General features: G+C 72.0%; 18 protein-coding genes. 10 read left to right on the top strand and 8 right to left on the bottom strand.

Annotation, left to right across the window (positions count from 1 at the left end):
• The 3 genes from ABN273_RS46930 to ABN273_RS46920 are packed head-to-tail and all read left to right on the top strand — an operon-like array spanning position 1 to position 6,198.
• On the top strand, positions 1–1,302 hold the full coding sequence (locus ABN273_RS46930) for a glycoside hydrolase 5 family protein (RefSeq protein WP_349456091.1): 1,302 nt from the start codon (positions 1–3) through the stop codon (positions 1,300–1,302).
• Positions 1,289–3,529 (top strand): glycoside hydrolase family 3 N-terminal domain-containing protein, encoded by a 2,241-nt coding sequence (locus ABN273_RS46925; protein WP_349456090.1) that lies wholly within the window; start codon positions 1,289–1,291, stop codon positions 3,527–3,529. Before ABN273_RS46930 ends, ABN273_RS46925 begins: the two co-directional genes overlap by 14 nt.
• Positions 3,529–6,198, top strand: a complete 2,670-nt coding sequence (locus ABN273_RS46920) for an endo-beta-N-acetylglucosaminidase (RefSeq protein ID WP_349456089.1) — start codon at positions 3,529–3,531, stop codon at positions 6,196–6,198. The genes ABN273_RS46925 and ABN273_RS46920 overlap by 1 nt, the downstream gene beginning before the upstream one ends.
• Before the next feature lie 64 nt (positions 6,199–6,262).
• Here the strand turns inward: ABN273_RS46920 and ABN273_RS46915 are convergent, their stop codons facing one another.
• A complete protein-coding gene (locus ABN273_RS46915; RefSeq protein WP_349456088.1) occupies positions 6,263–6,982 on the bottom strand; it encodes an aminoglycoside phosphotransferase family protein in 720 nt (239 codons plus the stop codon).
• A gap of 74 nt (positions 6,983–7,056) precedes the next feature.
• Here ABN273_RS46915 and ABN273_RS46910 point away from each other — a divergent pair, with 74 nt between their 5' ends.
• From ABN273_RS46910 to ABN273_RS46895, 4 genes are read left to right on the top strand one after another with little or no spacing between them, the layout of a single operon-like run.
• Positions 7,057–7,584, top strand: coding sequence for a PadR family transcriptional regulator (locus ABN273_RS46910; RefSeq protein WP_349456087.1), 528 nt, complete (start codon positions 7,057–7,059; stop codon positions 7,582–7,584).
• Positions 7,581–8,270 (top strand): ABC transporter ATP-binding protein, encoded by a 690-nt coding sequence (locus ABN273_RS46905; RefSeq protein WP_349456086.1) that lies wholly within the window; start codon positions 7,581–7,583, stop codon positions 8,268–8,270. The genes ABN273_RS46910 and ABN273_RS46905 overlap by 4 nt, the downstream gene beginning before the upstream one ends.
• Complete coding sequence (locus ABN273_RS46900) at positions 8,267–10,480, top strand: FtsX-like permease family protein (RefSeq protein ID WP_349456085.1); 2,214 nt, start codon at positions 8,267–8,269, stop codon at positions 10,478–10,480. Before ABN273_RS46905 ends, ABN273_RS46900 begins: the two co-directional genes overlap by 4 nt.
• Before the next feature lie 8 nt (positions 10,481–10,488).
• Positions 10,489–12,801, top strand: a complete 2,313-nt coding sequence (locus ABN273_RS46895) for a penicillin acylase family protein (protein ID WP_349456084.1) — start codon at positions 10,489–10,491, stop codon at positions 12,799–12,801.
• A 45-nt stretch (positions 12,802–12,846) separates the two neighbouring features.
• On the opposite strand, the gene ABN273_RS46890 is transcribed toward ABN273_RS46895, so the two are convergent.
• Positions 12,847–13,167 (bottom strand): DUF6300 family protein, encoded by a 321-nt coding sequence (locus ABN273_RS46890; protein WP_349456083.1) that lies wholly within the window; start codon positions 13,165–13,167, stop codon positions 12,847–12,849.
• Entirely contained in the window at positions 13,164–16,706 is a 3,543-nt protein-coding gene (gene dnaE / locus ABN273_RS46885) for a DNA polymerase III subunit alpha (protein WP_349456082.1), read from the bottom strand. Before dnaE ends, ABN273_RS46890 begins: the two co-directional genes overlap by 4 nt.
• Before the next feature lie 299 nt (positions 16,707–17,005).
• On the opposite strand from dnaE, the gene ABN273_RS46880 reads away from it, so the two are divergent.
• On the top strand, positions 17,006–17,761 hold the full coding sequence (locus ABN273_RS46880) for an ankyrin repeat domain-containing protein (protein ID WP_349456081.1): 756 nt from the start codon (positions 17,006–17,008) through the stop codon (positions 17,759–17,761).
• Between the two features lie 95 nt (positions 17,762–17,856).
• Here the strand turns inward: ABN273_RS46880 and ABN273_RS46875 are convergent, their stop codons facing one another.
• A complete protein-coding gene (locus tag ABN273_RS46875) occupies positions 17,857–18,798 on the bottom strand; it encodes a zinc-binding dehydrogenase (RefSeq protein WP_349456080.1) in 942 nt (313 codons plus the stop codon).
• Positions 18,799–18,894: 96 nt separating this feature from the next.
• Between ABN273_RS46875 and ABN273_RS46870 the strand changes: the two genes are divergently transcribed.
• Both ABN273_RS46870 and ABN273_RS46865 read left to right on the top strand, forming a co-directional pair.
• Positions 18,895–19,767 (top strand): LysR family transcriptional regulator, encoded by an 873-nt coding sequence (locus tag ABN273_RS46870; protein ID WP_349456079.1) that lies wholly within the window; start codon positions 18,895–18,897, stop codon positions 19,765–19,767.
• A gap of 89 nt (positions 19,768–19,856) precedes the next feature.
• Positions 19,857–20,282, top strand: a complete 426-nt coding sequence (locus ABN273_RS46865) for a nuclear transport factor 2 family protein (RefSeq protein ID WP_349456078.1) — start codon at positions 19,857–19,859, stop codon at positions 20,280–20,282.
• Between the two features lie 34 nt (positions 20,283–20,316).
• On the opposite strand, the gene ABN273_RS46860 is transcribed toward ABN273_RS46865, so the two are convergent.
• The 4 genes from ABN273_RS46860 to ABN273_RS46845 form a co-directional block, all read right to left on the bottom strand.
• A complete protein-coding gene (locus ABN273_RS46860; protein WP_349456077.1) occupies positions 20,317–21,297 on the bottom strand; it encodes a sugar-binding transcriptional regulator in 981 nt (326 codons plus the stop codon).
• 81 nt (positions 21,298–21,378) lie between these two features.
• A complete protein-coding gene (locus tag ABN273_RS46855) occupies positions 21,379–22,851 on the bottom strand; it encodes an FGGY family carbohydrate kinase (protein WP_349456076.1) in 1,473 nt (490 codons plus the stop codon).
• Positions 22,844–23,797: a transketolase family protein gene (locus ABN273_RS46850; RefSeq protein WP_349456075.1), complete on the bottom strand. Its 954-nt coding sequence runs from the start codon at positions 23,795–23,797 to the stop codon at positions 22,844–22,846. The genes ABN273_RS46855 and ABN273_RS46850 overlap by 8 nt, the downstream gene beginning before the upstream one ends.
• Positions 23,794–24,681, bottom strand: a complete 888-nt coding sequence (locus ABN273_RS46845; protein ID WP_349456074.1) for a transketolase — start codon at positions 24,679–24,681, stop codon at positions 23,794–23,796. The genes ABN273_RS46850 and ABN273_RS46845 overlap by 4 nt, the downstream gene beginning before the upstream one ends.
• Positions 24,682–24,740 lie beyond the last annotated feature (59 nt).

The following is a 24,740-nucleotide window of genomic DNA, read 5'->3' as shown; positions in this document are numbered from 1 at the left end:
ATGCTGAGATTCGGGGTCAACTACACGCCTTCCCAGGACTGGTTCTACTCCTGGCTGGATCCGGGCTGGGCGGCCACCCGGCGCGACATGAAGGCCCTGGCCGAGCTGGGCCTGGATCATGTCCGGGTCCTGCCGCTGTGGCCCGTTCTGCAGCCGAACCGGACCCTGATCCGCCGCCGCGCCCTGGACGACGTGCGTCACGTCGTCGAGCTCGCCGGCGAGGCCGGCCTCGACGCCAGCGTGGACGTCCTGCAGGGACACCTGTCGGGCTTCGACTTCGTGCCGAGCTGGCTGACGGACTGGCACCGGCGCAGCATGTTCACCGACCCCGACGCGATCGCCGCCCAGGCCGCCCTGGTGGAGGCGCTCGACGAGCACCTGCACGACCTGCCCAACTTCCTCGGCCTGACCCTGGGCAACGAGGTCAACCAGTTCACCTCCGCCCTGCACCCGAGCCCGATGCCGGCCACCGCGGAGCAGGTGACGGCCTGGCTCCGGGCGCTGCACGGCGACGGCCCCCGCGACCGGCGCCATTTCCGGCTCAACGCCGAGTACGACGCCGTCTGGTACGCCGACGATCATCCCTTCACCCCCGCGCACTCCGCCCGGCACGGCCGGATGAGCGTGATCCACTCGTGGATCTTCAACGGCACGGCCCAGGGGTACGGCGCGATGTCGTACGAGAGCGTCACCCACGCCGCGTACCTCATCGAGCTGTCGCGCGCCTTCGCCCTCGACCCGGCACGCCAGGTGTGGCTGCAGGAGGTCGGCGCGCCGCTCAACCACCTCACCGAGGACCAGGCGCCCGGCTTCTGCGAGGCGACCGTGCGGGCGGCGGCCGACAGCGACGCCCTGTGGGGCATCACGTGGTGGTGCTCGCACGACGTGGAACGCCGGCTGGCCGACTTCCCCGACCTGGAACACAGCCTCGGCCTGATCGGCGCGGACGGCACGGTCAAGCCGATCGGCCGGCGCTTCGCCGGACTGGCCGCGGAGCTGCGGCACCGGCCGCGCCCCTCCCCACGGCGGGAAGCGGTCGTCGTCCCCGTCGGCGCCGACGACGTCCCCGTGTCCCGGACGGAGCTCTCCCCCGGCGGCGGCGTCTTCGAGACCTGGATGGGCCGCGCCCGCGCCGGCGCCCGCCCCGCCCTGGTCACCTCGACGACCGCGGACGACCCGGCCGCGCTGCGCGCGCGTGGCGTCGAACGGCTCGTCCACGCCGAGCCGACGGGCCGCACCTTCTACAGCTCGGTCAGCGACGAGGAGGTACTCGACCGGATGGCCGCCCATGCCGAGCACTGAGGAGGTAGAGCGGGTTCTCACCCGACTGTCCCTGCGTGAGAAGGTCGGCCAGCTCAACCAGCGCCTCTACGGCTGGCAGGCCGTCGAGCGGGCTCCTCGGGGCGGTTTCCGGCTCACCGGCCTCGCCCGCGCCGAGCTGGACCGGTGGGGCGGGCTCGGCGCTCTGTACGGACTCTTCCGCGCCGACGCCTGGTCGGGCCGCTCCTGGGCCGACGGGATCCGGCCGGAGGAACGCGCCGAGGTCGCCGCCCTCGTCCAGGACGAGGTGTCGCGGGCCGGCGGGCACCGCATCGGAGTGCTGCTGTCGGAGGAGGCCCCGCACGGGCACCAGGCGCTCGGCGGGACACTGCTGCCTGCCAACCTCGCGGTGGCCGCGGGCTGGGATCCGGCACTGCTGACCGAGGCCGCGGCCGCCGTCGCGGCCGAGCTCGCCGCGAGCGGCGTGCACCTGGCCCTGGTGTCCGCGCTCGACCTGCTGAGAGACCCGCGCTGGGGCCGGGCGGAGGAGTGCTTCGGCGAGGATCCGCTGCTGGCCGCCGAGCTCACCCGGGCGCTGGTGCTCGGCATGCAGGGCGGCGATCGCGGCGCGGTGGGCCACGGCGGGGTCGCGATCGTGCTCAAGCATCTGGCCGGCCAGGGCGAGGCCGTGGGCGGGCGCAACGGCCAGTCCGCCGTCATCGGGCCTCGCGACCTGCGCGAGCTGCACCTGCCGGCGGTCCGGGCCGGAGTGGAGGCCGGGGTCCTGGGGTTCATGGCGGCCTACAACGACATCGACGGGGTGCCGTGCTGCGCCAATGCCGACCTCCTCACCGGCTTCCTGCGGGGCGAATGCGGCTTCGACGGCATCGTCATGGCCGACGGCCTGGCGGTGGACCGGCTGACCGCGATGACGGGTGACGCGACGGCCGCCGCCGTGGCCGCGCTCGAGGCCGGCGTGGATCTGTCGCTCTGGGACGAGTCCTTCACCCTGCTGGAGCGGGCCGCCGCGGCGGACCCGCGGGTGGCCGGGCTGGTCGACGCCGCCTGCCGCCGGGTCCTCACGCTCAAGCACCGCTTCGGCCTGCTCACGGAGACCACACCCACGGTCACCGCGCACGGTGCCACCACGCACGGCGGCACCGCCGGCGGCCTGTCGCGTCGCCTGGCCCGGCAGTCGCTGGTCCTGCTCCACAACGCCGGCGACCGCCTGCCCCTCGACCCGAAGGCACTGACCAAGGTGGTCCTCGCCGGTCCGAACGCCCGCGACGTCACCGCCCTGCTGGGCGACTACGTGCCGCCCCTGCCCGCGCAGTCGGCCGCCGGCCTGGACCTCGCCCTGCGGCAGAGCCTCCCGGACGCCGAGGTGGTGTGCCCGCCCGGCATGCCCACGGCGGCCGAGCTGAACGGCGCCGACGTCGTGATCCTGGCGCTCGGCGGGACGAGCCACCGCACGTACGCCGAGGAGTTCGCCGCCAACGGGGCGATCGCCGGCCAGGCGGCCGGGGCGACCTGCGGAGAGGGCGTCGACCTGGCCGACATCTCTCTGCCCGGCGGCCAGGACGCCCTGGTCGCCGCCGTCCGCGCGCAGGCGGGCTGCCCGGTGGTCGCCGTCGTCGTCGCCGGTCGGCCACACGTGCTCACCGGAGTTCTGGAGAACACCGACGCGCTGCTGTGGGCGGGTTACCCGGGCCCGCACGGAGGCCACGCGATCGCCGACGCGCTGCTCGGCCGCTACGAGCCGGTCGGCCGCCTGCCGTTCACCGCGCCCAGCCACCCCGGTGCCGTGCCGGTCCGCCACAACGACCGGCACCCCGCCGGCCACGTGTACCAGGACGCGCCGGACCCGGTGCTCTTCCCCTTCGGCCACGGCCTGCGCTACCGGCCCGTGCTCTTCGACCGCCTCACCGCCGAGGCGCACACGGACACGATCCGGGTGAGCGTCGAGGTCACCAACCCCGCCGGCAGCGCCGCCGAGGTCATCGTGCCGCTGTTCGGGCACCGTACCGGAGGCACGACGCTGCCGCGCGTACGCGAGCTGCTCGCCTTCCGCCGGGTCACCGTCCCAGCGGGCGCGCGCACCACCGTCGTCTGGGACCTGCCCGCCGCGCGCTGCTTCGCCGAGGGCGCCAGGGACCGGGCCCGCACCGACCTGTACGTCGCGGACCTGCACGAAACCATCCGCCCGGCCGAACACCCGAAGGCCCGCCCCCGACCGGCCGTACCCGTTCCCGACAGTGAGGAGCCCTGATGGCACGACCACATCGCACACGCAGAAGAGCGGTGACGCGCGCGGGCACCGCCGCCCTGGCCGCGGTGCTCGCCGTCGCGCTGACCGCCACCGGCGCCGCGGCCAGCGACACGCTGCCCTGGACGGGCGACAGCGCGGTCGGCGCCAACCAGCCCTACCAGCACGGATACTCCGTCACCGACCTGCTGCGCTGGAACCCCACCGACGACACCGACGCCGAGCTCTTACGAGCCAAGGTGCCGCTGCAGAAGCGCAACGCCGCCGACGCGGCCACGCAACGCAACCCGGCGCTCCCCGCCGGCACCCAGCTGCTGACCCTGGCCGGCGACTACGGCAACGCCTTCTTCGAAAGCCATCCCTACACCAACGAGTTCAGCCAGTACCTCTTCAACTACTGGCAGTACGCCGACTTCTACGGCTCCTGGCACGGCATGCCCACCGAGGGCGTCCCGGTGAGCTACTACGACCCGACCGCCGACTGGCGGGAGAAGTGGTTCGAGTTCGGGATGCTCAACCTGCCCAACCCCGGATACACCAACGCCGCCCACGCGAACGGGGTGCGCTCGCTGGGCTGCATCTTCTTCTCCGACAACGACCGCGGCGACCAGATCTACTCCGAGCTCCTGGTCCGCGACGCGAACGGCGGCTTCCCCGTCGCCGCCAAGCTCATCCAGGTCGCGAAGTTCTACGGCTTCGACGGCTACTTCATCAACCAGGAGTCGCGGGTCCCCCCGGCCGACATCCCGGCGTACAAGCAGTTCATGAAGCAGCTGCGCGAGGGCGGCCTCTACGTGCAGTGGTACGACTCCATCGACAACTCCAGCGGCGCCATCTCGTACCAGAACGAGTTCAACTCGGTCAACGGCCCGTTCGTGCGAGACACGAAGCTCGGCGACGTGTCCGACTCCATCTTCCTCAACTACTGGTGGAACCGGACCAAGCTCACCAACTCCAAGAGCTACGCCGCCGGCCTCGGCCTGGACTCCCGCAAGAGCGTCTTCGCCGGGGTCGAGGCCGGGCAGTACCAGTTCAACCAGCCGTACAACCTCGAGGACAACCTCGACGCCGGTGGCGCGCCGATGAACGCCATCGCCACGCTCGGCGCCGACTTCGTCTCATCCGACTACGCCAACAAGACCGACGACGCCGCCCAGCGGGACGTCTTCGACCGGGAACGCCGCTGGTGGACCGGCTCCTCGCAGGGCGCCACCACGCCGGAGGGCACCTGGAAGGGCATCTCCAAGTACGTCGCAGAACGCTCCGTCATCAGCGGCACCACGTTCGCCACCTCCTTCAACACCGGCCACGGCCTGTCCACCTGGACCAAGGGCCGGCTGTCCAACCGGGCGGAGTGGGGCAACATCAACCTCCAGGACATCCCGGTGACCTGGCAGTGGTGGATCGACGCGGCCGGAACGCCCCTCAGCGCCGACTTCGACTACGGTCCCGCGTACACGCCGGCGAGCCGGTTCTCGTACCAGAAGATCGGCGCCTACAACGGCGGCAGCTCGCTCGTGCTCAGCGGCACCCTCGACAGCGACAACACCGCGCGGCTCTACAAGACGGACCTGCAGATCGCCAAGGGCTCGACCCTTGACCTGACCTACAACAAGCCGTCGGCGAGCGACGACTCCGAGCTCCGGCTCGGCCTCGTCCTGGCCTCCGACCCCAACAAGGTGATCCAAGTTCCGCTGACCGGCACGGGCGAGCGCACCACGGGCTGGACCACCCGGTCGGCCGACCTGTCGGCGTACGCCGGTCAGCGGGTCGCCGCGCTCGGCCTGGTCGTCGCCGCCGGCGCCCGCCCCATCCCGGGATACCAGGTCAACATCGGCGCCCTGGCCCTGCATGACGGGACGGATCGCACCCCTGCCGCGCCGCAGGACCTGCGCATCAACCAGCTGCTCCCCGACACCGGCGAGCTGTTCCTGTCCTGGAAGCGCGCCGGCTACGACAAGGTACGCCGCTACGACGTCTACCTCGACGACACCTATCTCGGCGGAATCTACGACGACGTCTACTACGTCAAGCGCTTCACGGCCACGTCCGGGACGATCAGGCTGGTGGCGGTCGGCCCGGACGGGTCACAGAGCCCGGCGGCGACCGCCCCGTTCGACCTGTCCACGGCGCCGGGCAAGGTGACGGCGTCCGCGAAACCGGACGGCACGCTGACTGCCGCCTGGACTCCCCCGTCGAACGGCCGGCCCGTCACCCTGAAGGTCCAGAGCCTCGACACGTCCCGCCCGTACAGCAAGGAGATCGAACTCCCCGGGACGAGCACGGGCACGACGGTGACCGGCGTGCCCGTCAACGGCGACGACTACCTGCTCACCCTGCGGGCGGGACCGGGCACGACCACCGCGGTGCGCGGGAGGTTCGCCGACACCGAGATCACCCCCTACCCGGCCTCGGCGGTGACGATCAGCGGGAACACCTTCACGTTCTCCCGGCCGGCCCTTGCGGACTGGCACACCTTGACCGTCCTTGAGGACGGCCAGCCGAAGTCGTTCGCGACGACCTACGGCTCGGGCGGCAAGCCGTACATCATCCGCGGCCGCACCACACGGGCCGCCGAGACGGTGACCATGTCCGGCTCCACCAGCAAGGTGGTCGCGGTCCTGGAGGACTACGCCGGCAACAAGGCCACGACGGTGCTGCGCGGCAACTGATCGTGAAACCGTGAGGGGCGCCGGGACCGATGTCGGTCCCGGCGCCCCTCACGCACGCCGGCGCTCATCTCAGTGCGGACAGCAGGAGCGTGCGGTGCCGGTGGATGAGTTCGCGATCGGCGGTCGCCCAGGCGACGGCTGCTTCGGCGTGGCGGCGACGGGCGGGCGGGAGCGTGGGGTCGTCGATGTTCGCCGACTCCATGTCGGCGGTCCAGGACTGCCTGCGCACCATCGCGTCCAGGAGGCGCTCCGGCTCGGCGGTGCTGTAGCCGTCACGCAGCTCGCGCAGATGCCGGGCCTGCTCGATGATCGGCACCCGGCCCTGCGACTGGATGCACCAGGTCCACGCCATGTAGCCCAGGTCGTCGAGCCGGTTGCCGGGACAGCAGGACGACCAGTCGATGAAGGCCACCGGCAGGCCCTGCTGGAAGATGGTGTTGAAGGGGCCGGGATCGCCGTGCACCACGCATTCCCGGCCGGCGGCCAGTGAGTGACCGGCGGTCGCCTCATGCAACGCGCGCAGCATCCGCCCGCCGGCGGCGTACGCGCCGGGTGCCCGCTGCGACGGGTGGTCGGTGGTGCTGCCGGGGATGAAGCTCAGGACGTCCCGGCCCTGCTCGTCGATGCCGAGGTAGCGCGGCGCGTGAGGGTAGCCGGCGGATTCCAGATGGGTCAGCACCCGGGCGGCGAACGCGGCGCCGGCGTCGCGGGCGCGGCGCACCGTGTCGCCGACCCGCACGACCTCCAGGGCGTTGTTTCCGCCGGTGAGGGGTTCCTCGATCACAACAACCATGATGCGTCATGCCGCCGCGGCGCCTTATGATCCACGAATATACTCTCGGTGTATAGTCGGGTGGCATGAGCGTCCCCCTTGCGCTGCTCGGCCTCCTCGAACGGCAGCCGAGCCACGGCTACGACCTGAAACGCGACTACGACACCTACTTCGGCAGGGGCAAACCGCTGCCGTTCGGCCAGGTGTACTCCACGCTCGCCCGCCTGGCCAGGGACGGCAAGGTCACCGCCGGGGAGAGCGAGCCCGGCGACGGACCGGACCGCAAGCGCTATGCCATCACCCCGGTCGGCAAGGACGAGGTCGAGGCGTGGCTGGCCGAGCCGGTCGCGGCCGAGCCGTACCTGCAGACGGTGTTCTTCACCAAGGTCGTGCTGGCGCTGATGCTGGGCCGCGACGCGGCGGGCTACCTGGACGCCCAGCGCGCGACGCATCTGCGACGCATGCGGGAGCTGACCGAGATCAGGCGCGAAGGCACGCTAGTCGACACGCTCCTCGCCGATCATGCCCTCTTCCGCCTCGAGGCCGACCTGCGGTGGATCGACGTCACCCAGGCCCGGCTGGGGGCGCTGGCGGAAACGGTGCGCGACCGATGATCGTCAACGCTCTGCTGCGGGCCGAGGGGATCAGCCGCTCCTACGGCAACACGCCGGCGCTGCGGGAGGCCAGCCTGTCGGTGACCGCGGGCGAGGTGCTGGCCGTCATGGGGCCCAGCGGTTCCGGCAAGTCGACGCTGCTGCACTGCCTGGCCGGGATCTTCACCCCGGACAGCGGCGAGGTGTGGTTCGACGGGCGGCGGCTGGACACGCTGGACGACGGCCGCCGCAGCGAGCTGCGCCGCACCGCCTTCGGCTTCGTCTTCCAGTTCGGTCAGCTCGTGCCCGAGCTGACCGTCGCCGACAACGTGGCGCTGCCGCTGCTGCTCGGCCGTGCCAGGCGCAAGCACGCCTACGCGCGGGCCGCCTCCTGGCTGGAGCGGCTGGAGCTGGCCGGCCTCGGCGGACGGCGTACCGCGGAGCTGTCCGGCGGGCAGGCGCAGCGGGTGGCCATCGCCAGAGCGCTGGTGACGCAGCCGCGGGTCGTCTTCGCCGACGAGCCGACCGGCGCGCTCGACTCGCTCACCGGCGAGCACGTGATGGATCTGCTGGTTCACCTGGCCCGGGAAGAGGGCGCCACCGTGATCGTGGTGACGCACGACGCCCGGGTGGCCGCCTGCGCCGACCGCGAGGTCGTCGTGCGCGACGGCAAGGTGACCGACCCGTACGCCGGGGTCGTCCGATGATCCTGCTGGGGCTGCGGTTATCGCTGCGCAGCGGCAGGGAGACGGCGGCCCGGCTGGCGCTGATCGTGGCCGGAGTGGCGGTCGGCGTCGCGGTGCTGCTGGCCACGCTGTCGCTGTTCAACGCCTTCCAGGCCACCGGCGACCGCCCCTGCTGGGAGTGCACGCGCGGCTCGGCGCCCAGCGGCTGGGCCCTGGACGTCACCGCCGACGGCGCGCTGTGGAACCTACGCGAGGACTACTACGCGGGCCGGGCGATCACCAGGCTCGACGCCGCCGCGCTCGGCGTCCGGGCGCCGGTCATCCCCGGCCTGTCCCGCATGCCCGGCCCCGGCCAGTACTACGCCTCGCCCGCGCTGGTCAGGCTGCTGGACTCGGCGCCGCGCGAGCAGCTGGCCGACCGCTTCCCCGGCACGCGCGCGGGCCTGATCGGCCAGGCCGCGCTGTCCGGGCCCGACGAGCTGGTCATCGTGGTGGGCGGGACGCCGCAGGAGGTCGCCGCCATGATCGGCACCCGGCAGGTCGACACGGTCGCCACCGAGCCGGCGGTCGACGACAGCGCGGACGTCTACCGGTTCGGGTTCGGCATCGCCGCCATCGGGCTGATCGTCCCGGTGCTGGTGCTGGTGGGCACCGCCACCCGGCTGGCGGCCGCCCGCCGCGAGGCTCGCTTCGCGGCGATCAGGCTGGTCGGCGCCACCTCCCGGCAGATCAACATCCTCGCCGCGGTGGACGCCGCGCTGGGCGCGCTGCTCGGCGCGCTGGCCGGCGTCGTGCTCTTCCAGCTGGTACGGCCCGCCGTGGCCGGGATCAGGATCACCGGTTCGCGCTTCTTCCCCGAACTGGCCGTCCCGAGCCCCTGGCAGTACGCGGCCGTGCTCGCCTGCGTGCCGCTCGTCGCGGCCGGCGCCGCCCTGTGGTCGCTGCGCCGGGTGCGGATCTCACCGCTCGGCGTGGCCAGGAAGGCCGCCCCGCCGCCGCCGAGGGCATGGCGGGTGCTCCCGCTCCTCGCCGGGCTGGGCCTGTTCGCGGGCCCGGCGTTCCAGCACGGCAAACCCGACACCCTGCTGGCCAATGCCGGTATCGCGCTCATCATGGTCGGGCTCGTGCTGGCCGGGCCGTGGCTGACGATGCTCGCCGCGCGCCTGACCGCCCGGCTGACCCGCGGCGCGGCGACGCTGCTGGCCGCGCAGCGCCTGGCCGCCGACCCGAAGACCGCGTTCAGGTCGGTGAGCGGGCTGGTGCTGGCGGTGTTCATCGGGACGACGATCGCGGCAGTCGTACCGGCGGTGGTCACGGGCCAGCGGGCCGTGGCCGGCGGCACGCTCAACGGCGTGCTGGGCGCCACGCTCTACCGGCCGGGCATCGAGGGCCTGTCACCGCGGGCGGGGGCGGACCTGCTGGCCCGGCTGCGCGCCCACTCCGGCGTGGACGTGCTGGCGATCTACGCCAGGGCGGACCTGGAGCACCTCCGCCCGGCGCCTGACGGACCGCCGCCCGCGACCTCCGTCGTCGAGTGCTCGAGCCTGGCCCGCTTCCCCGTGCTCGGCCAGTGCCCCGCGGGCGCGCAGGCCGTGATGGGCCGTTTCGACCGTGTCGTGGACGCCGACAACCCCCTCACCATCGACAAGCTCCTCCCGCTGGCGGGACCTGCCAGCCAGTCCGCCTCCGCCACCGGGCTCGAGCTCAGAGCCGTCATGGTCCGCACGGGCGACGCGGCGACGCTGGAGCGGCTGCGTACCGTGCTGGCCGGCTACACCGCCGTGGCGCCGAAGACCTTCGCCGAGGTCGCCCACATCAGGGCGGACCTGTACACCCGGGCGGAGAGCATCGCGCTGGCCATGGTCGGGCTCACCCTGGTCGCGGGCGGCTGCAGCCTCGTGGTGGCGGTCGGCGGCGGCCTGGTGGAGCGCAGGCAGGCGTTCACGCTGCTGCGGCTGGCCGGCACTCCCACGCGGACCCTGGCCACGGTGGTGCTGCTGGAGTCGGCGCTGCCGCTCGTCCTGGCCGCCGTGCTCGCCGCCGGCGCCGGCTTCGGCGTGGCCGAGCCGGCCATCGGCCAGCTCGCGATGAAGGGCGCCTCCCTGGCGATGCCGGGGCCGGTCTACTTCGCGTCCCTGGGCGGCGGCCTGGCCGCCTCCCTCCTGGTGATCCTCACCGCCCTCCCGCTGCTCAGGCGCATGACCGCGCCCGACAACGCGCGTTTCGAATAGGAGTTGCGATGAAGCTCAAGCTGAGCACGGCCGTGCTGATCGCGCTGGCCCTGGTCGCCGCCGTCGCGGTGGCGGTGCGCACCGACGCGCCCGCCCTTGCCGACGACGGCCGCTACTCCGCCGAGATCCGGCGCACCGAGTACGGCCTCCCCCACGTGTCCGCCAAGGACTACGGCGGCCTCGGCTTCGGGTACGGCTACGCCTTCGCGCAGGACAACCTCTGCGTGCTGGCCTCCTGGGTGGTGACGCTGCGGGGCGAGCGGTCCAGGCACTTCGGGCCTCAGGCGACGTCCGACGACCCGGTCCGCCCGGTCACCAACCTGGTCAGCGACGTCTACTACAAGAGCGTCGCCGCCTCCGGCGTCGTGCCGCGGCTGCTGGCCCAGCGAACGCCCCTGGGCCCGAGCGACGAGCTGCGCCGGCTCGTCGACGGCTACGTCGCCGGGTACAACCGCTACCTGCAGGAGACCGGGGTGGCGAACCTGCCGGATCCCACCTGCCGGGGCAAGGCGTGGGTGGGCCCCATCACCGCCACCGACATGTGGAACAACATCCTCGACCTCAACCGGATGGCCGGCATCGCCGGGATGAAGGAGTACGTCGTCGGGGAAGCCGCGGCCGAGGGGCCGGAGCGCAGGCCGGCGCCGGGCAGCAACGCCTGGGCGCTCGGCCGCCGGGCGACCCGCGACGGCCACGGCATGGTGCTGGCCGACCCGCACTTCCCCTGGAACGGGATCCGCCGCTTCTACCAGGTGCAGCTGACCATCCCCGGCGTGCTCGACGTCTCCGGCGCCAGCCTGTACGGCACGCCGGTCGTCCAGATCGGTCACAACGCGACCGTGGCCTGGACCCACACGGTCTCCCACGCCCAGCGCTTCAACCTCTACCAGCTCGATCTCGTGGACCCCACCAGCTATCTGGTGGACGGCCGGACCGAGCCGATGGGCCGCCAGGAGGTGCAGGTCACCCTGCAGGACGGCACCGTCGTGGACCACACGCTCCACACCTCGCGCTACGGCCCGGTGCTGGCGGCGGGGCAGACCGACAAGGTCGCCTACGCGCTGGCCGACTCCAACGCCGCCAACCTGCGCTCGGCCGACGAGTGGCTGGCGATGGCCAGGGCGCGGAACCTCACCCAGCTGCGTGCGGCCCAGAGCACGCATCAGGGCATGGGGTTCGTCCACACGCTCGCCACCGACGTCAGCGGGACCGCCTACTTCGCCGACACCTCGATGGTCCCCCATGTCACCGACGCCCAGGCGGAGCGCTGCGGCAAGCCCTCCCCCATTCCTGGCCTGGAGGAGTACGTGCTGGACGGCTCGACCTCCGCGTGCCTGTGGGGCAAGGACCGCGACGCCGTCGTGCCCGGCATCTTCGGGCCCGGCAGCCAGCCGAAGCTGGTCCGCGCCGACTACGTGGCCAACTCCAACAACACCTTCTGGATGACGAACCCGTCGGCGCCGCTGACCGGCTACCCGCGCGTGTGGGGCAAGGCGCGTACCGACCTGGAGCCGCGCCCCCGCGTCAGCCTGGACATGATCGCCCAGCGGCTGTCCGGTGCCGACGGGCTCGGCAAACCCGGCTTCACCTTGGAGACGCTGCAGGCCACCACGCAGGGCAAGCGCAACTACACCTTCGAGCTCATGCGCCCGGACCTGCTGAAGCTGTGCCGTACCAGCCCCGAGCTGACCTCGTCCGACGGCAAGAAGGTGAACGTGGGCGAGGCCTGCCGGACGCTGAGGGATTGGGACGGGCGCGCCACGCTGGACGGCCAGGGGGCCATCCTGTGGCGCGAGTTCTTCACCCGCCTTGGCCGTCCCACCAGGCCAGGGGACCCCGTTTACAGCCCGTGGCGGGTGCCGTTCGATCCCGCGCGTCCGCTGACCACGCCCCGCGGGCTCAAGAACGACGACCCGGTGGTGCGGCAGGCCCTGGCTGACGCCGTGCTCTATTTCCAGACCAACGGCATCCCTCTGACGCTCGCCCCGGGCCAGGCGCAACGCTACGCCTCGATCCCGATTCCCGGCTGCACCGAAGGGGAGGGCTGCTTCGACCGGGTACGCATGCGCGGCCGGCTCGGCGCCGACGGACGCTACCCGGAGGTGGACACCGGCTCCAGCTTCATGATGGCCGTCGAGCTCACCCCGGGCGGTCCCCGTACGCGCACCATCCTGACCTATTCGCTCTCCGCCAACCCCAGCTCGCCCCACCACACCGACCAGACGGTCCTGTTCTCGCGCGGCCAGTGGGTCACCGAGCGCTTCACCGAAGCCGAGATCGCCGCCGACCCGCGTCTGACGACGGCCACGGTGCGCGGGTGAGCGCGTGGCGGCCCTCTCACGCGGGCAGTGAGCGGTTGACCACGGTCACAGCTCGCCGCGGCGCCAGGCTTCGGCCTCGGCGTTCAGGGTGTCCTCGTCCGGCTTCGGCGGCCGTGCCCGCTCGGCCCAGCGCAGCAGGTACGCCGCGAGCTGAGCGGCGTCCTCCGGTCGCGCGGACCCGTGGACGGTGAAGTACGTGACGATCGGGCCGGTGAGGGGGTCGCCCGCGTCGCAGCGGGCACAGACGAGGACTTCGCTGGTGCCCCGGACCTGGCTCCCCGACGCGTTCGTCCAGGTGTGCGGGAGGCGGAGGGCGGCGAGGACGTCGCCGGTGCGGCAGCGCGGGCAGGTCCAGTCGCGAATCATGATCCGCCGATCGCGCCCGCGCCGAACAGCGCCTTGACGTCGCCGTAGAACGCCGGCTCCGCGGTGACCTGGAAGGGCTGGAGGTTCAGCAGCACGCTCTTGGCGCCGTGGCGGTGCACGCGCACGTGGACGGGCGCCCGGCCGGGATGGGTGGTCAGGATGTGCTTGAACTCCTGAACGAGTCGCGGGATCAGCTGGGTCTCCTGGATCGAGATCACCACGGGCGGCTCGGTGTCGGCCTGGGAGACGTCGAGGAGGGCGATCTCCTCGCCGTAGACGCTCATCGTCTCGTCGCGTACGTTGATCCGTCCCCGCACCGAGATCACGCGGTCCTGGGCCAGCGCTTCCCCGTACAGGGTGTACGGCTTGGGGAAGATGAGGCATTCGACGGCGGCGTCGTGGTCTTCGAGGGTGACGATCGCCCACGGGCTGCCCTGCTTGGTGACCTTGCGTTGCAGGCCGGAGATGATGCCGCTGACCCTGGTCACGCCGTCCTGCCGCCCGGAGGCCAGCAGGTCGGCGATGGTGGTGTCCCGGTTGGCGTCCAGGACGCGTTCGGCGCCGTCGAGTGGGTGGCTGGAGACGTACAGGCCGAGCATCTCGCGTTCGAAGGCCAGCAGCGTGGCCTTGTCCCACTCCTCGCCGGGCATCGCGCCGGGAATCATGACCGAGAAGGCGCCGCTCTGGCCGGGCTCCCCGAACAGCGAGTCCTGGCCGCGGGCCTCGTTCCGCTTGACGTCGATGACCGCGTCGACGGCCTGCTCGTGGACCGCGACCAGGGCCTTGCGGCGATGCCCCAGGCTGTCGAAGGCGCCGGCCTTGGCCAGCGACTCGATGACGCGCTTGTTGCAGACGACGGTCGGCACCTTGGCGAGGAAGTCGTTGAAGTCGGTGTAGCGGCCTTGGGCCTCCCGGGTGGTGACGATGGCGTCCACGACGCCGGCTCCGACGTTGCGTACGGCGCCCAGCCCGAAGCGGATGTCGGAGCCGACGGCGGCGAAGTCCAGCTGGCTGGCGTTGACGTCGGGCGGCAGCACCTTGATGCCCAGGCGCCGGCAGTCGGCCAGGTAGACGGCCATCTTGTCCTTGTCGTCGCCGACGGAGGTGAGCAGCGCGGCCAGATACTCGCAGGGGTGGTTGGCCTTGAGGTAGGCGGTCCAGTAGGAGACCAGGCCGTAGCCGGCGGTGTGCGACTTGTTGAAGCCGTAGCCGCTGAAGGGGACCAGGACGTCCCAGATCGCCTTGATCGCCGCCTCGCCGAAGCCGCGCTCGCGCATGCCGGCGGAGAAGCGGTCCCATTCGGCGTCCAGGACCTCCTTCTTCTTCTTGCCCATGGCGCGGCGCAGCATGTCGGCGACGCCGAGGGAGTACCCGGCGAGTTGCTGGGCGATGGCCATGACCTGCTCCTGGAAGACGACCAGGTGGTAGGTGTCGCCCAGGATGGGCTCGAGCACCTCCTCGAGCTCGGGGTGGATCGGCTCGACCGGCTGCTTGCCGGTCTTGCGCAGCGCGTAGTTGGTGTGGGCGTTCATCTCCATCGGGCCGGGCCGGTACAGCGCGTTCACCGCGGCGATGTCGGTGAACGTGGTGGGCTGCATCAGTTTCAGCAGCACCCGCATGCCGCCGCCGTCCAGCTGGAAGACCCCGAGCGTGTCACCGCGCGCCAGCAGTTCGTACGTCCTGGCGTCGTCGGTCGGGACGTCGAAGATGTCGATGTCGATGCCCTTGTTGGCGCGGACGCCCGCGATCGCGTCGCCGATCACGGTGAGGTTGCGCAGGCCGAGGAAGTCCATCTTCAGCAGGCCCATGTCCTCGGCCTGGGTGAAGGGGAAGCCGGTGATGACCGGGCCGTCGGCCTTCGGCTTGGCCAGCGGGATCACGTCGACCAAGGGCTCGGAGGAGAGGATCACGCCGGCCGCGTGGATGCCGGTGCCGCGGGTGAGGCCCTCGATGCCGGTCGCCGTGTCGAGCACCCTTTTGACGTCGAGGTCCTGCTCGTACATCTGGCGCAGCTCGGCTGCCTCGCCGTGGCGGGGGTGGTGCTCGTCGTGGATGGCGGCCAGCGGGATCTCCTTGCCGCCGGCCGCCGCCGGGAACGCCTTGGTGATGCGATCGCCCAGGGCGTAGGGCAGGCCCAGCACGCGGCAGGAGTCCTTGATGGCGGCCTTGGCCTTGATGGTGCCGAAGGTGACGATCTGACAGACCCGGTCCTCGCCGTACTTGCGGCTGACGTAGTCGATCATCTCGTCGCGCCGGCGGTCGTCGAAGTCGAGATCGACGTCCGGCATGGTGATGCGCTCGGGGTTGAGGAAGCGCTCGAAGATCAGCTTGTGCTCGATCGGGTCGAGCTGGGTGATCCCCGTGCAGTAGGCGACGATCGACCCGGTGGCCGAGCCGCGGCCGGGGCCCAGGCCGATGCCGTTCTCCCGCGCGTACCGGCAGATGTCGGCCACGACCAGGAAGTAGCCGGGGAAGCCCATGGTGTCGATGACCGACAACTCGTAGTCGATGCGGTCGAGCACCTCCTGCGAGGGGTGCCCGCCGTAGCGGCGCCGCGCGCCCCGCAGGGTCTCCTTGCGCAGCCAGCTGGACTCGCTCTCGCCTTCGGGGACCGGGAAGCGCGGCGTCAGATCCCGATGGGCGAACACCTCACCGTAGTCGCCGACCCGCTCGGCGATCAGCAGCGTGTTGTCGCAGGCGCTGGGCACCTCGCCGTCCCACAACGCGCGCATCTGCTCGGCGGACTTGATGGAGTAGCCGCTGCCGCTGAACCGGAAGCGGTCGGCGTCGGCGAGCCGCTTGCCGGTGCCGACGCACAGCAGCACGTCGTGCGCCTGGGCCTGGTCCTCGGTGACGTAGTGCGAGTCGTTGGTGGCCAGGGGCGGCAGGCCGAGCTGCTTGCCGAGCCTGAGCAGGTCGTCGCGGACCCGGCGCTCAATGGCGAGGCTGTGATCCATCAATTCCAGGAAATAGTTGTCGGGGCCGAAGATGTCGCGATATCGGGCCGCGGCCTGGACGGCCTCGTCGTACTGGCCGAGCCGGAGCCTGGTCTGCACCTGGCCGGACGGGCAGCCGGTCGTGGCGATGATGCCTCGGCCGTGCTCGGCGAGCAGCTCATCATCCATGCGCGGATATTTCTGGACATGCCCTTCCAGCCAGGCCCGGGACTGCAGGCGGAACAGGTTGCGCAGCCCCTGAGCGTCGGCCGCCCACATCGTCATGTGGGTGTACAGGCCGCGTCCGGAGACGTCACCGCCCTCTCCCGTGTCGTCGTTGGAGCGGCGCAGCGCGAGGTTGTCGCTGTAGTAGACCGGCTGCCGGTGGCGGCGCGAGGCGGGAGCGACGTAGCTCTCGATGCCGATGATCGGTTTGACGCCCGCCTTGCGTGCCGTCTGGTAGAACTCGTACGCCCCGTACACGTTGCCGTGGTCGCTCATCGCCACGGCCGGCATCCCCTGCCGGGAGACCTCCTCCATCAGCCGGCCGACCTTGGCGGCGCCGTCGAGCATGCTGTACTCGGTGTGCACGTGGAGATGCACGAAGGATCCCACCGAAGACCACGCCCCCTGGTTGTAGGCTCACTCGCGAACCCGAGCATTCGACCCGAGAGCAGGCCCGGTTGTCCAACAATCGACACCCCGATTCGCCACAACCAGAGGTTGTGCAGGAGGCCGCGGCGGACCTTGATCTCGGCGCGGTCCGCGCCTTCGTCTTCCGGCCGTTCGACCCGCGAAGCCAGTGGCTGCCGGAGCCCGACCGCGCCGCCCTCGCCGTGGATCCCGGGCCTCGATAGGAAATCCGGTGGATCACGAGGCCCCTGCCAGGGAGACTGGTCCGCATGACTGAACTCGATCTGGTGTCGGCGGCGGCCGCCGGGGAGGCAGAGGAGGTCAGGCGGCTGCTGGACGGGGGCGCCGCGCCGGACGGACCCGACGAGGACGGCGGCACGGCCCTCTACCGAGCGGCCGTGCAGGGGAACGCCGGCATCGTCCGGATGTTGCTGGCCTCCGGCGCCGATCCCGACAGGGAGAGCACAGGCGACAGCGAAGGCCTGCCCCTCTGCGCGGCCGCGTGCTGGGGGCACACCGAGACGGTGATCGCGCTGCTCGACGCCGGCGCCGACCCCGACCGGCAGGAGGACGTCACGCGGAGCGCGATGACGGCCCTGCACTGGGCGGCCGCCAACGAGCACCTGGCCGTTGTGCGAGCACTGCTGGACAGGGGCGCCGATCCCGGCGTCGGCGACTCCGCCGGGCGCACCGCCCTCAGCCATGCCGCCGAGCGCGGCGCGACGGCCGTTGTACGAACACTGCTCGACTCCGGAGCGGACCCGTCATCGCCCGACGGCCAGGGCCGGCGTCCCGTCGATCTCGCAAGGCATTACGCCGGCCGCGACATCAAGGAAGAAATGGTCGCCCTCGCCACCGAGCATGCGCCGCAGGGAGCGCTGGTCACGGTGCGCAGGGAGACGTTCGAAGGACGCGACGTGCGGGTCGTGGCCGAAGTACGCGACGAGGCGGGCGAGCTCCGCTCGGAGTGGTGGCTCGGCACCGGCCACGCGGAGATCGTCCGCCTCCTGGAAGCCCGGTCCTGACCGGCCTGTCCGTCCCCCTGCGACGCGGCGGCGCCGGCGGGACTTGTCGTGTCCAGTGCCCACTGACAGCCGCCGAAACATGCGCGCCTCGAAGCTCAAGGGTTCCGCAGGATGACCTTTCCGACGGTGCGGCGGGCCGCCAGATCCGCCAGTGCCCGGCCGGCCTGCGCCAGCTCGTACTCCCCGCCGGTCAGCGGGCGCAGCCGGCCGGCGGCGGTGAGCTCGATCAGCTCGGCCAGCGGCGCGGCGGCGGTGCTTGCGGGCAGGCGCAGGTGGGCGCCGAGCCAGTAGCCGCCCACCGCGATGTTGCGCTCGCTGAGCAGGCCGGGATCGACCGGCTTCGGGGCGGTCCCGCCCGAGGTCCCGTACGTGAACAGGCGGCCGAACGGCGCGATCGCGTGCGGCGCGGCGTCGAACACCGCCCCGCCCACGGCGTCCAGCACCACGTCCACCGGGGAGCCGCCGTTGGCCTCGATCACCCGCTCGGCGTAGTCGTCGGCGGCGCCGTCGATCGCAGCGTCCGCGCCGAGACCCAGCACCAGCTCGCGCTTCTCCGGGGTGGAGGCCGTGCCGATCACCCGCCCGGCCCCGAACTCCTTGGCCAGTTGCACCGCCAGATGGCCCACACCGCCGGCCGCGGCGTTGACCACGACGCTTTCGCCGGGCGCGATGCGCGCCGCCGTACGCAGGAGATGCCACGCGGTCAGGCCCTGCACCAGCAGCGCCAGCGCGGCGCCCGCGGGCAGTGCCTCGGGGATCTCCACCGCCTCCTTCACCAGCGCCTTCGTCGCGAAAGCGCGGCTGGCGAAGGCCAGCACCCTGCGGCCGTCCACGGTACGGCCCACGACCTCACTGCCCGGCACGAACGGAAGCTCCGGCGGCAGGTAGGAACCCTCGATCTGCTTGATGTCGGCGAAATTGAGCCCGGCGGCCTCGACGTCCACCAGGGTCTCACCGGGTCCCGGCACCGGGTCGGGCACCTCGGCCAGGGTCAGCACCTCGGGGCCGCCAAGCTGTTCTGCATGCATCACTCTCATGCGCCCGACCCTAGAAGGGACGCGTAAGGCCGGCCAGCGGGTGGTGTTTCTGGATCGCGCGGAATGCATGAAGGTCCTTCATACGTTGTCTGCGCCGTGAACGATCTGACCGCGGCCGAACTACGCGTACTCGTCGCCGTGGACGGCGAGGGCAGCGTGTCGGCGGCAGGGGCGCGGTTGGGCCTCACCCAGTCGGCGGTCTCGCACGCACTGCGCGCCGCCGAGCGGAAGATGGGAACCGTGCTGTTCCACCGAGGGCGCGGCGGCGCCCAGGCCACCGCGGCCGGGGCGGCGGCGGTCGGCCACGCGCGGCGCATCCTGCGGCTCATGGAGGTCATGAAGACCGACACGCGCACCGCCGCCCGCGGCGAGGCCACCGGGACCATCCGGCTGGCCGCCTTCCGCAGCGCCGCCTTCCACCTGCTGCCCAGGGTGCTGGTGCGGTTCGGTCAGCGCTATCCCCGGGTCACCGTGGACGTGCGCATCGTGCCCGACCTGGGCAGGGGCATCGCCGGCGAGGTGGCCGACGGGCGGGCCGACGTGGGCGTCGTCTCGCTGCCGGTGTACGTGGAGGGGCTGGTCGCCAAGGAGCTGTACGCCGAGCCGTACGTGCTGGCCTATCCGGCGGGACACCCGGATCCCCGCTCGCTGCCCATGATCGACTGGCACGAGAACTGCTCGGGCGAGACCCGGCGCTGGCTCGCCAGGCAGGAGTGGATCCCGCCGGGCGACATCACGGTCGAGGACGACGGGGTGGTCATGTCGATGGTCGGCCACGGGCTCGGCGCGGCGATCGTGCCGCGGCTGTCGACCGTGGGGGCGCCGCCCAAGGTGGCCACGACCGAGCTCGGCGACGGCGCACCGCTGCGCCGCGTCGGCTACGTGACCACCCGGGAGCTGACCGGGTCGGCGCTGATCCGCGACCTGCTCGGCGAACTGCGCACCCTCCGGGCGCCGGCGAGCGACTGAAGGACCCCTCGAACAGCCCGACGGGACAGGCTTGCCCATCGATCCCGTATGCTGTACGGTACATCGTACGGTTCGAGAGAGGGGCGCATATGTATCAGCCGAGCAGCGAGGAGCTGAAGAGCGTCGAAGAGTGGTTCGCCGAGTACGACGCGCTCGCCGAGCAGGGTGCGATCGAGCAGCTGGCCGACCTGGCGGTCTTCCCGATGAACCTGGCCACCGACGTGCCCGACGGCTACGCGGCCGTACGGCAGTGGACGCGGGCGGAGTACATCGAGGCGATGAAGGAAGCCATGGGCGGTGGCACCGCGGGACTCGACCTCGAGTCGAAGCGGACGCCGCACTTCCTGAGCCGGAATCTCGTGGTCGTGGAGACCGAGGCCACGATGACGATCGAAGGCCAGCAGCAGCACATGCACTACGCCGACCTGCTGGTTCGCACCGAGGACGGCTGGGCCTTCCAGACCATGGTCCAGGGCGGCTGGGGGTACGGCTGGCCGGCCGCGGAACGCGGCTGACGGACAGGGCGAGTGAGTCGCCTGAACCGGCGGCTCACTCCTCGGGGCAGAGGAGGCGGGCCACCCGCAGGTCGGTGATGAGGACGTTGATCCAGCCGCCTTCGATGGCGGCCTTGATGGCGGACAACTTGCGTATGCCGCCCGCCACCCCGACCCGGCGTCCGACGGAGCGGAAGGTGGGTGCGTCGATGCCGATGACGCGCTGGTCGAAGCCCGAGTCGACGGGTTTGCCCGCGGCGTCGAAGAAGTGCAGGCACACGTCCCCGACGGCGCCGAGGGCCCGCAGCTCCTCCTGGTCGGCCTGGCTGACGGCGTTGCCGCTGCTGAGCAGCAACGGCGAGGGCTCCAGGCTGCCGATGCCGACCAGCACGACGGTCAGGTCGTTCCACTGCGACTGGACGTCGATCACGGTGGGGTCCTGCACCAGCGCGTCGCGGATCGCCGCGGTGGCGACCACGCCGGGAAGGGGCACGAAGACCGGCCGGGCGTAGGTGAGGTTGGCCAGGCGGGCCACCAGCCGGGTGGCGTGCACCTGGGCCTCGGGGCTGCCGACGCCACCGACGAGCTGGATGACGCGGTCGGCGACCTGCGAGTTCTTCTGCGGCATGCGTTCGACGGTGGCGAGCAGCGTTTCGCTCCACGAGGAGATGCCGATCACGTCTCCACCGGTGAAGGTGACGCTGAGGTAGCTGGCCGCGGCCGAGGCGAGCGGCGGAATGACGTCGCCCTGGAAGTCCTCGATGTCCACGACGACGGCGTCACGCAGGCCGTAGCGCCGCTGCAGCTCCTCCTCCAGCTCGGTGTGCACGCCTTCCGGCAGCGTGACCACCGTGCGCACCATGCCTCGCGTGACCGCCTCCTTGAGCAGGCGGGACACACGAGGCTGGGAGATGTTGAGCGCGGCGGCGATCTCAGGCTGGCGCATGTCCTGCTCGTGGTACATGCGAGCGACCCTGGCCAGGAGCCGCAGGTGATCCTTGGTCGTGTCGCGCCTCCCTCCCGGGTCAGGGGCCACCGCGCACCGCCTTCCTCTCGGCGTCTACGCCGATTGTCTATTCATACCTGGACGATTAATTCAGCTTATTGCGCCCAGTGCTCATGTGCTGCTCCTTTGGTCCGGGGGCCGGGATCTGCGTACGGCCTCGTGCCAGGCGGCCTTCCTGGCCACGCGTTCCGCCTCGTCGAGGGCGGGCTCGAACGCGTCCGCGGGCCGCGGCCGCTGTTCCAGCTGTTCGAGGGTCCACAGCTTGGCCGCGAGCCCGGCGGCGTCGGCCGCGCCGAGGCAGGACAGGTCGTGTTCGCCGGACCGGGCGACGGTGCGGCCGCTGAGGTCGGCCTGCAGCCGCATCAGGCGGGCGCTGCGGGTCAGCCCGCCGTCGGCCATGAGGACGCGTACGTGGCCGACGGCCTGGTCGATCGCCGCCACGACGTCCTCGACCTGGAAGGCGACGGCCTCCAGGGCGGCGGCGACGAGCTGGCCGCGCCGCGTGCCCAGGGTCAGGCCGGTGACGACGGGGGTGGCGGCCGGCTCCCACCACGGGGCGCCCAGGCCGCCGAAGGCAGGGACGAAGTGCACGCCTGCCGGGCCGGTGTCCTCCGCCTCGGCCAGCAGCACGTCGGCGCCGGTGCCGAACAGCTCGGCCAGCCAGCTGATGGTGCGGCCGGTCGCGCGGATGTTGCCCTCGACGGCCGGTACCGGCCCGGCGCCGAGGTCCCAGGCGATGCTGCGGCAGAGTCCGGGTACCTCGCCGCGGTCGCCGATCGCCATCACCGACGAGCCGGTGCCGTACGTGGCCTTCACGACACCTGGCCGCCACCCCGCATGCGCGAACATGGCGGCGTGCGAGTCGCCCATGACGGCCAGCGCCGGCACGCCGTCGGGCAGCGGCGCCAGGTCCCGGACCGCGGGGAAGCCGCCGGAGGAGGCGACCACCCGCGGCAGGACCTCGCGTGGCACGCCGAAGAGGTCGAGCAGCCGCGGGTCCCAGTCGCCGGTCCCGACGTCGAGCAGCTGGGTGCGGGAGGCGTTGCCGACCTCGATGACGTGCTCGCCGCCGAAGCGGCTGAGCAGCCAGGAGTCCACGGTGCCCAGGCACAGCTCCCCCGCCCGGCTGCGGCGCCGGTCCGGATCGTACGTGTCGAGCAGCCAGCGCGCCTTGAGCGCGGAGAACATGGGGTCCAGCGGCATCCCGCTCACCGACCGCACCAGCTCGGCCGCCCCGGTGGCGGCCAGCTCGTGGCACCGGTCGGCGGTGCGCCGGTCCTGCCAGCTGATCAGCGGCCCGGCGGGCTCGCCGGTGCGGCGCTCCCACAACACCAGCGACTCGCGCTGGGTGCTGAACCCCACCCCGGCGACCCGGCCGGCCTGCGCGGGGTCCACGCAGCCGGCGACCGCGCGCCGTACGCTCTGCCACAGCTCCTCGGCGGACTGCTCCACCCAGCCGGGGCGGGGCTGGCTCTCGGCGACCGGGGCGACGGCACGCGAGACGACCCGCCCCCCGGCATCGACGAGCAGCGCCTTGGTTGAGCTGGTGCCCTGGTCGACGGCCAGGATGAGCGGGCTAGCCATGGCGCGTCAGGTCTCTGACGGCGGCGACGATGCCGTCGGCGGACAGCCCGAAGTGGTCGAGCAGGAAGGCCGTGTCCCCGGTGGGGGCGAACACGCGGGGCACACCGAGGATCCGCATCGGGACGGGGTGACGGGTCACGACGGCGGCGGCGACCGCCGCGCCGAGCCCGCCGCTGGTCGTCGCCTCCTCGGCGGTGACGATCCCGCCGGTCTCGCGCGCGGCCGCGACGACGGCGTCCTCGTCCAGCGGGTCGAGGAAGGGCATGTTCAGCACACGTACGGAGACGCCCTCCTCGCGCAGGCGGGCCGCCGCCTGCAGGGCGCGGGAGGTCAGGGAGCCGATCGCGATCACCGTGACGTCGCCGCCGTCCTGGAGCAGCACCGCCCGGCCCGGCTCGAAGGGCGCGTCGTCCGGCGTGACCACGGGCACCTTGAAGCGCGGGATCCGCAGGTAGGAGGGCCTGCCGGAGGCCGCCGCCCAGCGCACGGCGGCACGGGTCTGCACGGGATCGGCCGGGACGATCACGTCGAGGTTCGCGACCGCGCGCATCCAGGACAGGTCCTCGATCGAGTGGTGGGTGGGCCCGAGCTCGCCGTAGGCCATGCCGGGGCTGTGCCCGCAGAGCACGACGTGCGCCTCGCTGTAGGCGACGTCGGCCTTGATCTGCTCCAGCGCGCGCCCGGTCAGGAACGGCGCCGCCGCGCACACGAACGGGATCTTGCCCGCGTTCGCCAGACCCGCGGCCACCCCGACGAGGTCCTGCTCGGCGATGCCGACGTTGATCAACCGATCGGGGTACCGCTCGCGGAAGCCGGTGAGGTTGCTGGAGCCGACGGAGTCGTTGCACACGGCCACGATCCGCTCGTCCCGCTCGGCCAGGGCCAGGAGCTCCTCGGCGAAGTCCCGGCGGCAGTCGAACGCGGCCTGCTGCTCGGTGAGGGTCATCGCGCCAGCTCCGCGAGCGCCGCCTCGACCTGCTCGGGGCTCGGCACCTTGTGGTGCCACTCCACCCGGTCCTCCATGAACGACACGCCCTTCCCCTTGATCGTGTTGGCGATGACGGCGACCGGCCGGCCGGTGGCCGAACCGCTCATCGCCTGCAGCAGCGCGAGGTGATCGTGCCCGTCGATCTCGCGGACCTCCCAGCCGAAACTGCGCCACTTGTCATCCAGGGCGCCCAAGGCGTTGGTCTCCTCCGTTCTGGCGCCCTGCTGCAGCCGGTTGCGGTCGACGATCGCGGTCAGCGACGAGAGGCCGTGGTGGGCGGCGGCCATGGCGGCCTCCCAGTTGCTGCCCTCCTGCAGCTCCCCGTCGCCCAGGACCACGAACGTGCGCCAGCTCGCGCCGTCGAGTTTCGCCGCCAGCGCGCATCCGGTGGCCACCGGCAGGCCGTGCCCGAGAGCGCCCGTGTTGGTCTCGACACCGGGAACCTTGATGCGGTTGGGGTGACCGTTCAGCGCCGACAGCGGCGCCATGAACGTGTCCAGCTCCGCCGCCGGGAAGAATCCGCAGTGGGCCAAGGTGGCGTACAGGGCGGCCGCGCAATGCCCCTTGCTCAGCACGAACCGGTCCCGCCCGGCCCAGCGCGGGCGCTCGGGATCGACGGACAGCACGCCGTAGAAACAGGCGACCAGGATGTCGGTCACGGACAGGTCGCCACCGATGTGCCCCATGCGTGCCCGGTCGATCGTCCGGACGATGCTCCGGCGTACCTCGGTGGCCAGGCGGTCCAGCTCTGCCGCGGCGGCGTGCCGGTCGGCTGCGCGAATGCGCCCGGCCGCCTCCCGGTAGGCGGCCGACTGCACGGGATCGGAGGGGAGCACGGACATCACCTCTCCACCGAATGCCGAATATTTATTCCATAATGATTAGGCATATTTTGAAGCTA

It is taken from the genome of Nonomuraea sp. B19D2, from assembly GCF_040137845.1.
Taxonomy (GTDB): Bacteria; Actinomycetota; Actinomycetes; order Streptosporangiales; family Streptosporangiaceae; genus Nonomuraea.
Note: the sequence above shows the minus strand (reverse complement) of the source record. Positions and strands in the feature narration are given on the sequence as shown.

Bases quoted from the DNA above. Each gene is read 5' to 3' on its own strand.
- ABN273_RS46930 (WP_349456091.1), top strand. From the start codon at position 1: ATGCTGAGATTCGGGGTCAACTACACGCCTTCCCAGGACTGGTTCTAC.
- ABN273_RS46925 (WP_349456090.1), top strand. From the start codon at position 1,289: ATGCCGAGCACTGAGGAGGTAGAGCGGGTTCTCACCCGACTGTCCCTG.
- ABN273_RS46920 (WP_349456089.1), top strand. From the start codon at position 3,529: ATGGCACGACCACATCGCACACGCAGAAGAGCGGTGACGCGCGCGGGC.
- ABN273_RS46910 (WP_349456087.1), top strand. From the start codon at position 7,057: ATGAGCGTCCCCCTTGCGCTGCTCGGCCTCCTCGAACGGCAGCCGAGC.
- ABN273_RS46905 (WP_349456086.1), top strand. From the start codon at position 7,581: ATGATCGTCAACGCTCTGCTGCGGGCCGAGGGGATCAGCCGCTCCTAC.
- ABN273_RS46900 (WP_349456085.1), top strand. From the start codon at position 8,267: ATGATCCTGCTGGGGCTGCGGTTATCGCTGCGCAGCGGCAGGGAGACG.
- ABN273_RS46895 (WP_349456084.1), top strand. From the start codon at position 10,489: ATGAAGCTCAAGCTGAGCACGGCCGTGCTGATCGCGCTGGCCCTGGTC.
- ABN273_RS46890 (WP_349456083.1), bottom strand. From the start codon at position 13,167: ATGATTCGCGACTGGACCTGCCCGCGCTGCCGCACCGGCGACGTCCTC.
- ABN273_RS46880 (WP_349456081.1), top strand. From the start codon at position 17,006: ATGACTGAACTCGATCTGGTGTCGGCGGCGGCCGCCGGGGAGGCAGAG.
- ABN273_RS46875 (WP_349456080.1), bottom strand. From the start codon at position 18,798: ATGAGAGTGATGCATGCAGAACAGCTTGGCGGCCCCGAGGTGCTGACC.
- ABN273_RS46865 (WP_349456078.1), top strand. From the start codon at position 19,857: ATGTATCAGCCGAGCAGCGAGGAGCTGAAGAGCGTCGAAGAGTGGTTC.
- ABN273_RS46855 (WP_349456076.1), bottom strand. From the start codon at position 22,851: ATGGCTAGCCCGCTCATCCTGGCCGTCGACCAGGGCACCAGCTCAACC.
- ABN273_RS46850 (WP_349456075.1), bottom strand. From the start codon at position 23,797: ATGACCCTCACCGAGCAGCAGGCCGCGTTCGACTGCCGCCGGGACTTC.
- ABN273_RS46845 (WP_349456074.1), bottom strand. From the start codon at position 24,681: ATGTCCGTGCTCCCCTCCGATCCCGTGCAGTCGGCCGCCTACCGGGAG.